Source organism: Sphingomonas kyeonggiensis (assembly GCF_014204495.1).
GTDB lineage: Bacteria > Pseudomonadota > Alphaproteobacteria > Sphingomonadales > Sphingomonadaceae > Sphingomonas > Sphingomonas kyeonggiensis_A.
On the sequence record NZ_JACHLN010000003.1, the window covers coordinates 544,517 to 559,409 of the forward strand.

Annotated in this window: 12 protein-coding genes; 1 reads left to right on the forward strand and 11 read right to left on the reverse strand. The window is 67.4% G+C overall.

The features are described 5' to 3' along the window. Nucleotides 1–75: 75 nt before the first annotated feature. Nucleotides 76–1,575 carry a tryptophan halogenase family protein gene (locus tag HNP52_RS16715; RefSeq protein WP_184168754.1) on the reverse strand — a complete coding sequence of 500 codons (1,500 nt, stop codon included), beginning with the start codon at nt 1,573–1,575 and terminating at the stop codon, nt 76–78. Nucleotides 1,576–1,636: 61 nt separating this feature from the next. Continuing rightward, the gene (locus HNP52_RS16720) at nt 1,637–4,468 is read right to left on the reverse strand and encodes a TonB-dependent receptor (protein ID WP_184168755.1); all 2,832 of its coding nucleotides are present in this window, start codon (nt 4,466–4,468) and stop codon (nt 1,637–1,639) included. A gap of 189 nt (nt 4,469–4,657) precedes the next feature. On the opposite strand from HNP52_RS16720, the gene HNP52_RS16725 reads away from it, so the two are divergent. Next, entirely contained in the window at nt 4,658–5,680 is a 1,023-nt protein-coding gene (locus HNP52_RS16725) for a LacI family DNA-binding transcriptional regulator (protein ID WP_184168756.1), read from the forward strand. Nucleotides 5,681–5,933: 253 nt separating this feature from the next. Here the strand turns inward: HNP52_RS16725 and HNP52_RS16730 are convergent, their stop codons facing one another. The 9 genes from HNP52_RS16730 to HNP52_RS16770 all read right to left on the reverse strand — a co-directional run bounded on the left by HNP52_RS16730 (nt 5,934) and on the right by HNP52_RS16770 (nt 14,814). After that, on the reverse strand, nt 5,934–6,257 hold the full coding sequence (locus HNP52_RS16730; RefSeq protein WP_184168757.1) for a hypothetical protein: 324 nt from the start codon (nt 6,255–6,257) through the stop codon (nt 5,934–5,936). A gap of 142 nt (nt 6,258–6,399) precedes the next feature. Then, nucleotides 6,400–7,473, reverse strand: coding sequence for an L-threonine 3-dehydrogenase (gene tdh, locus HNP52_RS16735; RefSeq protein ID WP_221416467.1), 1,074 nt, complete (start codon nt 7,471–7,473; stop codon nt 6,400–6,402). After that, nucleotides 7,473–8,669, reverse strand: a complete 1,197-nt coding sequence (locus tag HNP52_RS16740) for a glycine C-acetyltransferase (RefSeq protein ID WP_184168758.1) — start codon at nt 8,667–8,669, stop codon at nt 7,473–7,475. Before HNP52_RS16740 ends, tdh begins: the two co-directional genes overlap by 1 nt. Nucleotides 8,670–8,740: 71 nt before the next feature. Then, a complete protein-coding gene (locus tag HNP52_RS23305) occupies nt 8,741–9,301 on the reverse strand; it encodes a helix-turn-helix domain-containing protein (protein ID WP_184168759.1) in 561 nt (186 codons plus the stop codon). A 103-nt stretch (nt 9,302–9,404) separates the two neighbouring features. After that, nucleotides 9,405–10,220 carry a TorF family putative porin gene (locus tag HNP52_RS16750; RefSeq protein ID WP_184168760.1) on the reverse strand — a complete coding sequence of 272 codons (816 nt, stop codon included), beginning with the start codon at nt 10,218–10,220 and terminating at the stop codon, nt 9,405–9,407. Between the two features lie 286 nt (nt 10,221–10,506). Next, complete coding sequence (locus tag HNP52_RS16755) at nt 10,507–12,015, reverse strand: SulP family inorganic anion transporter (protein ID WP_184168761.1); 1,509 nt, start codon at nt 12,013–12,015, stop codon at nt 10,507–10,509. After that, complete coding sequence (locus HNP52_RS16760; RefSeq protein ID WP_184168762.1) at nt 12,012–12,707, reverse strand: carbonic anhydrase; 696 nt, start codon at nt 12,705–12,707, stop codon at nt 12,012–12,014. The genes HNP52_RS16755 and HNP52_RS16760 overlap by 4 nt, the downstream gene beginning before the upstream one ends. A gap of 83 nt (nt 12,708–12,790) precedes the next feature. Then, on the reverse strand, nt 12,791–14,107 hold the full coding sequence (locus HNP52_RS16765; protein WP_409372653.1) for an ATP-binding protein: 1,317 nt from the start codon (nt 14,105–14,107) through the stop codon (nt 12,791–12,793). Next, a complete protein-coding gene (locus tag HNP52_RS16770) occupies nt 14,104–14,814 on the reverse strand; it encodes a response regulator transcription factor (protein WP_184168763.1) in 711 nt (236 codons plus the stop codon). Before HNP52_RS16770 ends, HNP52_RS16765 begins: the two co-directional genes overlap by 4 nt. Between the last annotated feature and the right edge of the window lie 79 nt (nt 14,815–14,893).

Sequence of the window (14,893 nt, forward strand, 5' to 3'; positions counted from 1 at the left end):
TTTCTCTGCCGTGTCGCTTGTGACTCTGAGCCCCGGCTTTCGCCGGGGAGCGGAACGGGTTGAACATGCCGCGCATCAGGCCTTCCCCGCACAATGCTGCGCCACGAACGCGGCGTGATCCTGCATCTGCCCCACCTCACGCGCATTGAGCAGCTCGATCAGCTCGAGATATTCGGCGATCTCGTCATGCGAGGGCGCATCGGCGAGCGGGTGGTATCCGGTCGCGGCAATCCCCTGCCCCGCCAGCACCTGGAGCCAGGCGACTTCGCTGAACAGGTCCGCCTCGCCGCGCACGATCTGGCCCGAGGCGCGCCATAGCTCGATCTTGTGCCGGAGGCTGTCGGGCAGCGCCGCCTCCCGCCGGTCGATCCAGAAAGGCTCGTCACGGTCGTTCGCCCAATAGTGCAGCACCAGGAAATCGCGGATGCGGTCATATTCCAGGTGGGTCTGGCGATCATATTCGTCGCGCTGGACCTGGCCGACCCGCTTGCCCGGCAGCAGCTTGAGCACCCGCTCGATCGCCGACTGGATCATGTGGATGCTGGTCGATTCCAGCGGCTCGAGGAAGCCGCCGGCGAGGCCGAGCGCGATGACATTATGCTTCCAGAAGCTGGTCCGCTTGCCGGCGGTGAAGCGCAGCGGCCGGGGATCATCGAGCGGCTTCTCGTCCAGCCCGGCGAGCAGCCGCGCTGCTGCCTCGTCGTCGGAGAGATGCGCGCTCGAATAGACGATGCCGTTGCCGGTGCGGTGCTGGAGCGGGATGCGCCACTGCCAGCCGGCACCGTGCGCGGTGGCACGGGTATAGGGGGTGAAGTCGCGGGCGCGCTCGGACGGCACCGCCATCGCGCGATCGCAGGGCAGCAGCTCGCTCCACGCCTCGAACCCGGCGCCCAGCGTCTCGCCGAGCAGCAGCGCGCGGAAACCGGTGCAGTCCAGGAACAGGTCGCCCGCCACCTCGCGCTCGCCGTCGAGCTTGAGCGCAGTGACGTCGCCATTCTCGCCGTCACGCGCGACCGAGACGATCCGGCCTTCGATGCGCTCGACGCCGCCACTCTCGGCCAGGCCGCGCAGGAAGCGGGCATAGAGGCCGGCGTCGAAATGGAAGGCATAGGGCATTTCGGGCAGCAGCTTCGCCGTCCGTGCCGGTCCGCGCTGGAACTTGTTGGCCAGCGCCGCCGCATTGTTGAGCGCATAGGGTGCGAGCGGCTTGGCGACGCCTTCGGCCTTCCCGCGCAGCCAGCTGTGCTGGAAGGCGAGCAGGCCATTCTCGCGGCCGACATCGCCAAACGCGTGCATGTAGCGACCGCCCTTCGTCCAGCCGACGAACTCGATCGCGAGCTTGAAGCTGGCCTGGGTGGCGGCAATGAACTGGTTCTCGTCGATCCCCAGGCTGGCGTTGAACAGCCGGATCTGCGGGATCGTCGCTTCGCCCACGCCGATCGTGCCGATCGCCTCGGACTCGACCAGGATGATGCGGAAACGCTTGTCGAGGAACCGGGCGAAGGCCGCCGCGGCCATCCAGCCCGCGGTGCCGCCACCGGCGATCACGATGCGGATCGGCTGCTCAGTCTGCACGTCGGCGCCTCGACAAAAAACAGGTGGCCCGGCGGGGAAGCCGGGCCACAGCTCGGGGGGATCAGAACTTGTAGGTCAGGCCGAGATAATAGTCGCGGCCATAGCGCTGATACTCGCGCACCAGGCGCTTGTCGGTCGCCTCGGTGGTGACGAAGGGCTGGTCGGTGATGTTCTTCGCCTGGGCGAGGATCGAGAGGCCGGCGAGCGGTCCGCTCTTGAACTCATAGCCGATCTGCGCGTCGAGCACGCCTTCCGCACGACCCAGGCGATATTCCGGGTTCGCCGAGAGGCCGGCGAGCTCGGCCAGGAAGCTGTCGCGCCAGCGATAGGTGGCGCGGGCCTGGAAGCCGCCCTTCTCGTAATAGGCGGTGGCGGTGGCGACCCACTTGGACTGGCCGGGCAGCGTGATCGGCGTGGCGCTGTTGCCATAGCGGATCTTGCTGTCGACATAGGTGCCGCTGGCGAAGACGCCGAAGCCGTCAAGCGCCGAGCTGAACACGGTGAACGGCAGCGACGCGGTCGCCTCGACACCCAGGATGTCGCCATTGCCGGTGTTGGCGGGCGAGCTGACCAGGCCGAACTGCGCGTTCTGGCCGCGGACGATCGCCTGCTGCGCCGGCGTCAGCGCCGCGAGCAGCGGGGTGAAGTCGTACAGCACCGAGTTGTTCGGATCGACGAAGTCGGTCAGGTGCTTGAAGAAGCCGGTCAGCGCCAGATAGCCGCCGCTGTTGCCCAGATACTTCTCGAACGAGATGTCGATGTTGGTCGACTGGTACGGGCGCAGGTTGGCATTGCCGCCGTTCGAGCTGAACGGGCTGTTCTGCGGCAGGCTGCCCATGCCGATCTTCGAGATGTCGATCGACACCGCCTGGGTCACGCGCTCCTGGTCGAGGCGCGGGCGCACCATGGTCTGGGCGGCACCCAGCTTGATGTAGAAGTTCGGCTCCAGCTCGAGGCTGAACGAGGCCGAGGGCAGGAAGTTGGTGTAGCTGGTCGAGGCGCTCACCGGCGATATCGTCACCACGCCGTTCAGCAGGCTGGCGATCTGGCCATCACCGCCCTGCTTGGTGTGCACCACCTGCAGGCCGAGCGAGCCCTTGAGCGCCTTGCCGCCCACGTCCCCGTCGACGGTCAGCTTGGCATAGCCGGTGATCACGTCCTCGGTGACCGTGTTGTCGCGCACCAGCGAGTCCGGGCGGTTGTCGAACACCGAGTTGAGCAGGCCGTAGATCTTCATCGGATCGACGGTCAGCATCTTGGGCACGCCCAGATAGTCGAGGCTCACGCTCTCGCTGAGCACCGCATCGGCCGGCACCGCGACGCTGGTCGGCGTGCCGCTGGCGACGGTGCAGTTGGTGCCGCCGCCCTTGGGGCAGAGGAAGTAGCTGGTGTACTTGCTCTGCTTCTCGCGGCGGCTGTAGTTGCCGCCCACTTCCCAGCCGCTCAGCACGCTGCCGGCGATCTCGCCCTTGAAGCTGGCGCGCAGCGACTTGAGGTCGTCGGTGAAGTCCGGACGGTTGAGGAAGCCGGCCTGCACCACCGCGGTGGTGCCGTTATAGCCCCAGCCGCGCGGATCGGTCAGGCGGATCACGCTGGTGTTCGAATAGTCGAGCGTCGGCACGATGTCATAGGTGCCGTCGCTGTTCTGGGTGATGTGGACCGTGTCCTTCGCGCCGGTCGAGTTGTAGCCGGTGCCCGAATAGGTCTCGAGCAGGAAGTCAGTGCGGGTCGCACGGCTCCAGCTGGCGTCGACGTTGAAATGGATCGTGTCGCTCAGCTTGAAGTCGTTGTTCCAGCCGATCGAGATGTTCTCGGCCTTGCGCTCGTTGAGGTCGTTGCGCTGGACGTTGACCAGGTTGCTGATCGTCGCGTCGGTGACCAGGCCGTTCTCGACCTTGTAGCCCGGCGCGATCACGCCGTTCGAGCCCCAGGTCGGCGCGGTGCCGAACTCGATGCCGCGCAGGTGCTGGGTTTCCTTGAAGTTCGAATAGAGCACGTCGAGGGTCGAGTGGAAATTGTCGCTCGGCGCCCATTCCACCGTGGCGACGCCGCCATAGCGCTTCAGCAGGTTCGACTGGACGTACGGCTTGGCGCCGCCGAGGAACAGGTTGCCGCCCGCCGCCGGCTCGCTCGGGAAGCCCCAGGCGGCATAGCGCTCGATCTGGGTCGGCGTGCTCTGCGCCGAGACGCCCAGCGCGATGCCCAGCGTGTCGTTGGCGAACTTGCCGACATAGGTGGCCGACGCCTTGTAGCCGTAGCGGGTACCGTCCGGATTGAGCTTGTCCTTCTCGTTCATCTGGCCGCGGGCCGAGACGACAAACGTGTCCTTCTTCTGGTCGAGCGGGCGCAGCATGCGCAGGTCGACGGTGCCGGCGATGCCGGCCGCGATCAGCGAGGCGTCGGCCGACTTGTAGACGTTGACGTTCTTGAAGAATTCCGAGGGATACTGGTCATACTCGACGCCGCGATTGTCGCCGACGGTGACCTGCTCGCGGCCGTTGAGCAGCGTGGTCGAGAAGTCGGGGCCAAGGCCGCGGATCGACAGGCGCTGGTCGCGGCCCTCAAGGCGCTGCGCGGTGACGCCCGGGATGCGGGCGAGCGAGTCGGCGATCGAGACGTCCGGCAGCTTGCCGATGTCTTCGGAGGAGACCGAGTCGACGATCGTGACGTTGTTGCGCTTGATGTTCGCCGACGAGGTCAGCGAGGCGCGGATGCCGGTGACGACCAGCGCGGCTTCATCGCCGGTCGACTGGTCGGCGGGCGCCGGAGCGGGATTGGTGTCCTGTGCGAAGGCCGGGGTCGCGCCCAGCAGCAGCAGGGCAGCACCGAGCGTGCGGGTGCTGGCGCTCAGCGAAAGCGTGCGCAGAATCGCGGCGTGATTGGACAAAGCCATCTTCATTCCTCCCCAAGATCATCGCCGCCTTCACTGGCGACGGTTTTTCTAACGTCTTCCCCAATCGTCCGAGCGGGCCGCCAAGTGAAGGCAAACGCATACGTATTCAGCGCTGCTTCCGATTCCGGCCCGGGCGCGCTACTTGGATAGGGCGCGCGACAACTTCGCGCTTCGGGAGCAGGAAACGGCATGGCCTCGCCGGACAAGCCGACATCATTCGACATCGCGGCCCTGGCAGGAGTCTCGCAGCCGACGGTAAGCCGTGCCCTGCGCGGCGATCCCACCGTCAATGAAGGCACGCGCAAGCGGATCGAGGCGATCGCCACCCAGATCGGCTACAAGGTCGACAAGAACGCCTCGTCGCTCCGCCGTGGCCAGAGCAGCACGCTCGCCCTGCTGTTCTTCGAGGATCCGCTGCCGGACGGTACCGCGATCAACCCTTTCTTCCTGGCGATGCTCGGCTCGATCCTGCGCACCTGCGCCAAGCGCGGCTATGACCTGCTGACCTCGTTCCAGCAGCTCTCGTCCGACTGGCACAAGGATTATGAGGACACGCGCAAGGCCGACGGGCTGATCCTGCTCGGCTATGGCGATTACGAGCTCTACCGCGCCCGGCTGCAGGACCTGGTCCGCCAGCGCACCCATTTCGTCCGCTGGGGATCGGTCGAACTCGACGGGCTCGGCACCACGATCGGCTGCGACAACATGCTGGGCGGCCGGCTCGCCGCCGAGCACCTGCTGTCCCGGGGCCGGCGCCGCCTGGCGTTCATCGGCGAGGCGAGCAGCCATTATCCCGAGTTCCGTGATCGCTATCACGGCTTTTGCGACACCCAGCTCGAAGCCGGGATCGAGCCCGATCCGCGCCTGCAGATCGGCGCGCTGTCGATCGAGGAATCTGGGTTCGAGGCGGCACGCCAGCTGCTCGCCAACAAGGTGCCGTTCGACGCGATCTTCGCCGCATCGGACCTGATCGCGATCGGCGCGCTGCGGGCGCTGCAGGAAGCCGGCAAGTCCGTGCCCGGCGACGTATCGGTGGTCGGCTTCGACGACATCCCCGCCGCCAGCCTCACCCATCCGCCGCTGACGACCATCGCGCAGGACTATAACGCCGCCGGCGAGGCGCTGGTCGACACGCTGATCGGCGAGATCGGCAACCACAGCGCGGAAATCCGCCTGCTCCCGCCCCGGCTGATCGTCCGCAAGACGAGCTGACGGTTCGGCGATCACTTCCCGGTTCCCCGGCTTTTGCCGAGGAACCGCTACGTCTTGGCGCCTCCCCTGCCCTCTTCGTCATCCCCGCGAAGGCGGGGATCCAGGGTAATGCGGAGCGTCGGCGCAATAGCGCACCCGGCCACCGGAGCTGCGGAAGCTCGCGGCACGCACCCTGCCTGTGACTCTGGATCCCCGCCTTCGCGGGGATGACGATGGAGTTGGAAATGACGAGGTATGACGCTCGGCTTCTCGCCTAGTCCTGCTCGTCCGCCCGGCGCAGATACTCGTCCGCCATCGCGAAGCGGATGCGGCGGACGGTGGGATCATCGCTGTCGGCGGCGCGGGCGCGCTCCTCGCGGGCGCGGCGCTCGAGATAGGCGCGCTCGGTCTCGGGTTCATCCGGCAGATGGCGGGCCTTGCTCGAAGGCGCGACGCCCTTGGGCTTCGCCTCCGTCGCGAGCGCTTCATACATGGCGGCCAGGGTCAGATGCTGCTGGCGCGCGGCGCCGTTGAGCTGCTCCGCAATCTCTCGCTGGCCCGCTGCGCGGGCCTGATAATAGTCGTGCTGCTTGTTCATCGACCCAGATCCCGCCTCTGCAGGTTATTCTAGGTAACGTTGAGCAATTGCGAAGGTTTCGCGAAAGCAACAGTCGCACGGCCGCGCCGTTCCGTCGCATATCCGCAACGGTTCGAGGGGCCCGAAGGCCCCTCGCCCGGTTTTACCAGCTCAGCACGACCTTGCCGGACTGGCCCGATCGCATCGCGTCGAAGCCCTGCTGGAAGTCCTCGGCGGCGAAGCGGTGGGTGATCAACGGCTCAAGGTCCAGACCGTTGCGGATCAGGCCGAACATCTTGCGCCAGGTGCCGAACATCTCGCGGCCATAGACGCCGCGAATGTTGAGCGCCTTGAGGATGATGTCGCCCCAGGCGACGTCCATCGACTGGCCGGGAATGCCGAGCATCGCCAGGTTTCCGCCCATCATCAGCACGTCCATCGCCTGGCGAATCGCCGGGATCGCGCCCGACACTTCAAGCGCGGTGGCGAAGCCGCTGGTGATGCCTTCCTGCGCCATCACGTCGCGCAGGTCCTCGCGGCTGACGTCGACCGGGCGGACATCGGCGATGCGCGCAGCGAGATCGAGCCGGAAGCGGTTGACGTCGGTGATGACGACCGAGCGGGCACCGGCACGGCGCGCAACGGCAGCGGCCATGATCCCGATCGGGCCGGCGCCGGTGACCAGCACGTCCTCGCCCATCAGGTCGAACTGCTGGGCGGTGTGCACCGCGTTGCCGAACGGATCGAGCAGCGAGCCGACTTCGTCGCTGACGTCCTCGGGCAGCGGCACGACGTTGAACGCCGGGATCGCGAGATATTCGGCGAAGGCGCCCTGGCGATTGACGCCCACGCCCACCGTGTTGGGATCGAGGTGGAAGCGCCCGGCGCGCGCGGCATCGCTGTTGAAATCGATGACATGGCCCTCGCCCGACACGCGCTGGCCGATGTGCAGGTCGCGCGTCACGCCCTTGCCGATCTCGACGATCTCGCCGGCGAATTCATGCCCGACGATCATCGGCACCGGAATCGTCTTCGCGGCCCATTCGTCCCAGTTGTAGATATGGATGTCGGTGCCGCAGATCGCGGTCTTGCGCACGCGGATCAGCACCTCGTCCGGGCCGATCTCGGGGATCGGGGCGGTGGTGCTCCAGATGCCTTCGCGCGGCTCGAGCTTGGCGAGCGCCTGCATCGTGCCGGTGGCGGCCTCGGCGCGGGTCTCGATCTTCACGTCCAGCATCAGATAATCCTCAGTTCACGGCCGATTTCGGCAAAGATGTCGGCAACCCGCTCGACCTGGGCGGTGCTGAGCGCGGCGGACATCTGGGTGCGGATGCGCGCCTTGCCCTGCGGCACGACGGGGAAGGAGAAGCCGGTGGCGAGCACGCCCGCCTCGAGCAGCCGCGCCGAGAAGCGCTGGGCGAGCGCCGCCTCGTAGAGCATCACCGGGATGATCGCGTGCTCGCCGGGAACCAGGTCGAAGCCGGCGGCGGCCATGCGGGTGCGGAACACGCTGGCATTGGCCTGGATCTGCGCGCGGCGGGCATCGCCGTCGGCCGAGCGGGCGATCTCGATCGCCGCCAGGCTGGCGCCGCACACCGCCGGGGTGAGCGCGTTGGAGAACAGATAGGGCCGCGCGCGCTGGCGCAGCAGGTCGATCACGGGCTGGCGCGCGGCGATGAAGCCGCCCATCGCGCCGCCCAGTGCCTTGCCGAACGTGCCGGTGACGATGTCGATCTTGCCCTCGACGCCGCGCAGCGCCGGGGTGCCGCGACCCTGCTCGCCGATGAAGCCGGTCGCATGACAGTCATCGACCATGGTCAGCGCTTCGTACTTCTCGGCCAGCTGCGCGATCACGTCGAGCTGGGCGATCGTGCCGTCCATCGAGAAAACGCCGTCGGTGACGACCAGGATCGTGCGCGCGCCGTCGGCGCGGGCCTGCTGCAGCACGCGCTCCAGATCGTCCATGTCGTTGGTGGCGTAGCGATAGCGCTTGGCCTTGGAGAGGCGGACGCCGTCGATGATCGAGGCGTGGTTGAGCGTGTCGGAGACGATCGCGTCCTCCTCGCCGAGCAGCGGCTCGAACACGCCGCCATTGGCGTCGAACGCGGCAGCGAACAGGATCGAATCCTCGAAACCGAGATAGTCGGCGATCGAGCGTTCAAGTTCCTTGTGGATCTCCTGGGTGCCGCAGATGAACCGCACCGACGCAAGCCCGGCGCCCCAGCGGCGCGTGGCTTCGATCGCGCCCTCGACGACGCGCGGATCGCTGGCGAGGCCGAGATAGTTGTTGGCGCACAGGTTGATGACCGGCTTGCCGCCGATCGTCACTTCGCCGCCCTGGGCCGAGCCCAGCACGCGCTCGGGCTTCATCAGGCCGTCGCGCTCGAGCCCGGTGAGCGTCTCGGCGACGCGGGAATAGAATTGCGAGTCCATCGGTCCTCCTCGTGAGGCCGATGGGCTACATCATAGTGGAATTCCCGTCCAGTATCCCGGAAACAAGAAAATCAGCTGGTCATGACGAGCAGTGCCCGCGCCGCGCCGTCGCGTGCCCGCAGGCTGTGCGGCACGTCGGCGGGATAGCGTGCGGTGGCGCCTGCCGGGACCATCACCCGGTCATCGCCGGCAACGACTTCCACCGCGCCCTCGAGCACGGTCAGATGCTCGCGCGTGCCCTTGGGATGGGGATCGGAGACCAGCGCCCCGCCCTGCTGGAACAGCAGTTCATACCATTCATATTGCTCGGCATGGTCGGGCGGGCTGAGGATGCGGAGCGTGCAGGATCCGTCCTCGGTCTTGATCTCGGGCGTGAACGAGGCCGACGAGATCTCGATCCGGACCTCATGCTCGGTCACCTTGCCGGCGATCAATTCCGATATATCGACGCCGAGCGCGTTGGCGAGCGACCAGACGGTGGCGAGCGACGGGTTGGCCTGGCCCCGCTCGATCTGCGACAGCATCGATCGCGACACGCCGGAGAGCCGGGCGAGATCATCGAGCGTGAGCGAACGCGCCTTGCGATAGGTCTGGATATAGGGGCCGATCTGCGGCGCGCCGGCTTCGGACACGGGGTTCCTTCCATCAATAGATGGCCCGGCATATCAACACTGACCGCAGTTTAGCAAAGGGCATGGGGAACCGGCGCCCCCGCCGGCTCCCCGCCCCCTGAACTCAGAAAGCCGCGCTGACCGAGAACACCACCCGCCCGTCGGCGATGGACGAGCCGTCCTTCACCCGCGAGAAGTTCGGCTGGATGTAGGTCGTCTCCGACTTCTTGATGTTGGTATCGACATAGGCGACGCCGAACACCAGCGGCCCCACCGCCGCATCGGCGCCGAGCATCCAGTCGAGATAGGAGCCGGTCGGCGTCACGCTGGTGCCGTTCGGGCCCAGGCCGGGATTGCCCTTCGAGCCGCCGAGATGCGTCTTGAGCGTGATCGGGGTGTTCGGGATGCCGCCGCTGACATCGGCCCAGAGGTACAGATTGTCCTCCTTGTCGCCGGCCGCGCTCTCGGGCGTGTTGCTCCAGTTGCCGAGCGCTTCCTGCGCCGGGGCATAGGCGACGCCAGCGAGCACCGAGACCGGGCCGAGCGAGCTGCTGAGCTTGACATAGGGCTCGGCGAAGTCGGTCTTGTCGGCGCCCGAGGGGTACATGTACCAGGTCACGCCGACGTCGAGCGCCAGGCCGTCGCCCAGGTCCTTCTTGTAGCCCGCGATCAGGTCGAGCTCCATGTTCGAGCCGCCGAAGGTGCCCCAGCCGGCCAGGTTCGAGCCCCAGGTGCCGACATAGACGCCGCTTTCGTGGGAAACGGTGATGCCGCCCTGGATGGCCGCGCCCTTGTCGCTCTGCGAGACGCCGCGGAAGCGATAGTCGGATACGAGCGCGACATTGCCGGAAACGGTGATCGGCTTGGGCGGCGCTTCTTCCTGCGCGTAAGCCGGAAAGGCCGTGCAGCTCAGCACGGCCGCGATCAGATACTTCTTCATGCGGGCATTCCCCAATAGCCTGAGAATGTTCCCGCCTGCGCCGAAAAGCGCGGCCCTCTCATCCCGGAAGGGTGTGGGACGGGGGCCGCTGCTATCCGATCTTCAAAATGCCGGGGAAATCATGTCCGCGGGTTTCCTGATTGTAATAAACTGTTGCTCTCGCCGGGTGTGGCCATTCGCACACACTCCGCGAAGAACCCTTGCCGGAAACGCCGAAAGGGCAGGCAAGCGACCCTCTCGGTCCGCTCCCCTGCCCCTCCCGTGGCGTGTCGAGGTCGCTACGGCCTCAGGCCGGCTGCACCTTGCGGAGCTGGTCGGGGTGACCGCTCAGGTCCACCCGCAGGCCCCGCGCCCGGCGGCGCTGCACCCAGTCGCGCAGCGTCTCCGCGCTGGTGTGGTCGATCGCCGGCACCTTGCCGAAGTCGAGGTGCACCGGCTGGTCGGCCGGCACCGCGTCGAGCGCGCTGTTCAGCCGGGGCAGCATCACGAAGGTCGCGGCGCCGTCCAGGTTGATGCGGTGCGCATCCTCGCCATGTTCCGCGTCCACCTTCAGGCGCAGGCGCCGGAAGTGCGGCAGCAGCTCCAGCACCGACAGTCCCAGACCGATCAGCACGCCGGTCAGCAGGTCGGTTGCAACGACCAGCACGAAGGTGACTGCCCAGATCGCGGCCGGGAGCAGGCCGTAATGCTGGAACAGGTGACGGACATGGCTGACGCTCACCAGCTTCCAGCCGGTGACGACGAGGACGCCGCCCAGCGCCGCCATCGGGATCTCGCGCAGCAGCCAGGGCAGCAGCGCGGCGAAGCCGAGCAGCCAGGCGCCGTGCAGCACCGCCGACATGCGGGTGATCGCACCCGCCTGGACGTTGGCCGAGCTGCGGACGATCACGCCGGTCATCGGCAGCGCGCCCGCGAGACCGCAGAGCAGGTTGCCCACGCCCTGCGCGCGCAGTTCCTTGTTGTAGTCGGTGCGCACGCCGTCATGCATGCGGTCGACCGCGGCGGCCGAAAGCAGCGTCTCGGCGCTGGCGATGAACGCAACCGCAATCGCGGCGATGATGATCGTCGGGCTGAGGAACGAGTTCAGGAAGCCCTCGCCCGGCAGCGTCACCGCCGAGACCAGCGAATCCGGCACCGCGACGCGAACCACCTCGAGACCGAAGCCGAAGGCGACCAGGGTCGCGCCGACCACGCCGACCAGCGCGCCCGGGATCAGGCGCAGCGCCTTGGGCTTGAGCTTGTCCCAGCCGAGCATCAGCACGATCGTCAGCACGCCGAGGCCCAGCGCCATTTCGGTGCCGGTGACGTTGGTCGGATCGATGCCGAGCAGGCGGCCGGGGAGCGCCGCCAGGTTGTCGACACCGCTCGACAGCGGCTTGGCGTCGAACAGCGTGTGGAACTGGCCGACCACGATCAGCGCGCCGATGCCGGCGAGCATGCCGTGCACCACCGCCGGCGAGATCGCGCGGAACCAGCCGCCGACCTTGGCGACGCCGGCCAGCACCTGGAGGACGCCCGCCAGCACGAGGATCGCGCCGAGCGCGGCCAGGCCGTGCTCGCGCAGCAGCTCGAACACGATGACCGCGAGGCCGGCCGCCGGGCCGCTCACCTGGAGCGGCGAACCGGCGATCAGGCCGACGACGAGACCGCCGATGATGCCGGTCAGCAGGCCCTTTTCGGGCGGCATGCCCGATGCGACCGCGATGCCCATGCAGAGGGGCATCGCGACGAGGAAGACCACGATCGAACCCGTGAAATCACGGACGACCCAGCCCTTGGGAAGCGCGGAGGTCATTCGGCGGCTTCCACCAGCTCGAAGTCGGCGGCGCGGCGACGGGCCGGCTTCACCGCGACGGGCAGCGGGGTATCGTCACGCACGACGACGAAGCGGTCGGTCTCGCCGTCCAGCGCCAGGATCTGGCCGGCATGGATGTCGACGAACCAGCCGTGCAGCGCGATCTCGCCACGCGCGATCCCCGATGCGACCGAGGGGTGGGTGCGGAGATGCGCGATCTGCGCCACGACATTCTCCAGGCTGATGGCGCGGACGCGGGCTGCGTCGTCGAGGCCCGGATAGGCATCGGCGACCACCTGCTGCGCGGCGTCCGAATGGTTGAGCCACACCGCGACGTTCGGCATCTTCGCAACCATCTCGGGATGGGCGACTGCCTTCATCGCGCCGCAGTCCGAATGGCCGCAGACGATGATGTCGCGCACGCCGAGCGCCATCACGGCATATTCGACGGTGGCGGAAACGCCGCCGATCTTCTGGGCGAACGGCGGCACGATGTTGCCGGCGTTGCGGCAGACGAACAGGTCACCGGGCTGCGCCTGCATGATGTGCTCGGGCACCACGCGCGAATCGGCGCAGGAGATCATCAGTGCCTTGGGGCTCTGGCCCTGGGTAGCGAGCTTGCCGTAGAGGTCGCTCTGGTTCGGGAAGACGGTCTTCTCGAAGCTGAAGACCCGGCCAATCAACTCGTTCACGTTGAACACTCCTATTAACTCGGAGTGCAACCTAAGGAGTCAATCTTGCCGCAGCGCAGCGGGACTGTGAAGAAGTGTTGCCGTCAGCCGGGAAGACGGATTTCCGCGATGAGTCCCGTCTTCGGGGGGCTTGCATTGCTGAGCATCAGCCGCCCCTTCTCCAGCGCCACCGCCTGCTGGACGATGGCAAGGCCAAGCCCCATGCCCTTGGTATTGCGGCCCCGCTCGACATCGAGGCGGACGAAGGGCTGCAGCGCTTCCTCGATCTTGTCGGGCGGGATGCCGGGCCCGTCATCGGCCACGCACAGCACCAGTTCGCCTTCTTCCTCGCGCACCGAGACCTGCACCGATTTGCCGTAGTGCAGCGCGTTTTCGATCAGGTTGCTCAGCGCCCGGCGCAGCATCGAGGGCCGCACCATCCAGTCGAGATGCTGCGGCCCCGAATAGGTCGCGTCGCGTCCGCGATCGGTGGCGTCCTCCACCAACGTCGCCGCCATCACCGCGATGTCCACCGCCACCGCCGGCTCGGGATCGTCCTCGCCCTTGAGGAAGGTGAGCAGCGAGGCGATCATGTCGTCCATCTCGCCGATATCGTCCTGCATCGCGCGGCGGCTATCCTCGTCGCCCACCCCTTCCAGCCGCAGCTGCAGCCGGGCGAGCGGCGTGCGCAGGTCATGCCCCACCGCGGCCAGCGCCTGGGTGCGATTCTCGATCAGCTCGTGGATGCGGCGCTGCATGCCGTTGAAGGCGTGGATCAGCCCGCGGATCTCGGCGGTGCCTTCCTCTTCCACCGTCACCCGCTTGCCCGATCCGACATGGCCGATCGCGTGGATCAGCTTGCGCAGCGGCAGCAGCGTGCCGCGGATCAGCAGCGCGCCCAGCGTCAGCAGCAGCAGCGCCGGCACCAGCGCGACCAGGGTGCGCTCGATCGCGAACTGCCAGACCTGCACCGCCTCGCGCGTCTTGAACACGATCCAGCTGCCGTCGGGCATGCGCATCTCGCCGCCCACCACCTGGCCGTGCGCGCTCGGCACCAGGCGAAGCTGGAGATGCGATTCCGCCAGGTCCTTCTCCCAATTGGTCACCTGCGCTTCCATCCGCTTCTGGCGCGGCGGGAAGGCGGGACGCTGCGGGATCGTCGGCGACCAGCGGACGATATAGCGATCGGTGGTAAGTTCCTGCGCGGCGGTCGGCCGCTCGGCCACCGGCCGTTCGGACAGCAGCTTCTCGGCGATCACCAGATGCTCGGCGAGCCGGTGCGCGTCGCTTTCCTCGATCGAGTAGCGCGAGGACCGCTCATAGAGGAAGGTGCTCGCCCCGAACTCGACCGCGACGGTGAGCAGCAGGATGAGCAGGATCCTGCCGAGCAGCCCCAGCGGGTGGCGCGGGAGCAGGCTCAGGACCGGGTGACCTCTGCGCGGAAGATATAGCCGATGCCGCGCACCGTGCCGATCGGCGGCTCATGGCCGGCGGCCGAGATCTTGCGGCGCAACCGGCTGACCAGCACGTCGACGCTGCGATCCGAGCTGTCGCCCAGCCGGACGCGCGAAAGCTCCACCAGCCGCTCGCGCGCGATCACGCGCTGGGGCTGGCTGAGGAACGCGGCGAGCAGGTCGAACTCGGCACCGGTCAGCTCGACCACGGCGCCGCTCGGCGACTTCACTTCGCGGCGCGGGAAATTGACCGTCCAGCCGTCGAAATGCGCCTGGGTCTCGCGGTCGCCGCCCGCCATGCGCTCCAGCCCGCCGCGGCGAAGCACCGCGCGGATGCGGGCGATCAGCTCGCGGGTGCTGAACGGCTTGGCGAGATAATCGTCGGCGCCCAGCTCGAGCCCGAGCACGCGATCATGCTCATTGCCCTTGGCGCTGATGAAGATGATCGGCACGTCGCTCTTGCGCCGCACTTCGCGGCACAAGTCGATGCCGCTGGTGCCCGGCAGCATGATGTCGAGCAGGACCAGGTCGACGGGACCGTTGTCGAACGCCAGCCACATCTCCGGCGCGGTTGCCGCCTGGCGCACCGAATAGCCGTTTTCCTGGAGCGCCCGTGCGGTGAGGGTTCGCAGCGCGGGATCGTCTTCAACCAGAACGATGACGGGCGCGCTCATGCCATGGTCTCGAGAAAATTCATGGACGCGATCTAGGCCTGATGCCCCTTCTCCTCAAGATGGGGGCTTTACGGCAATG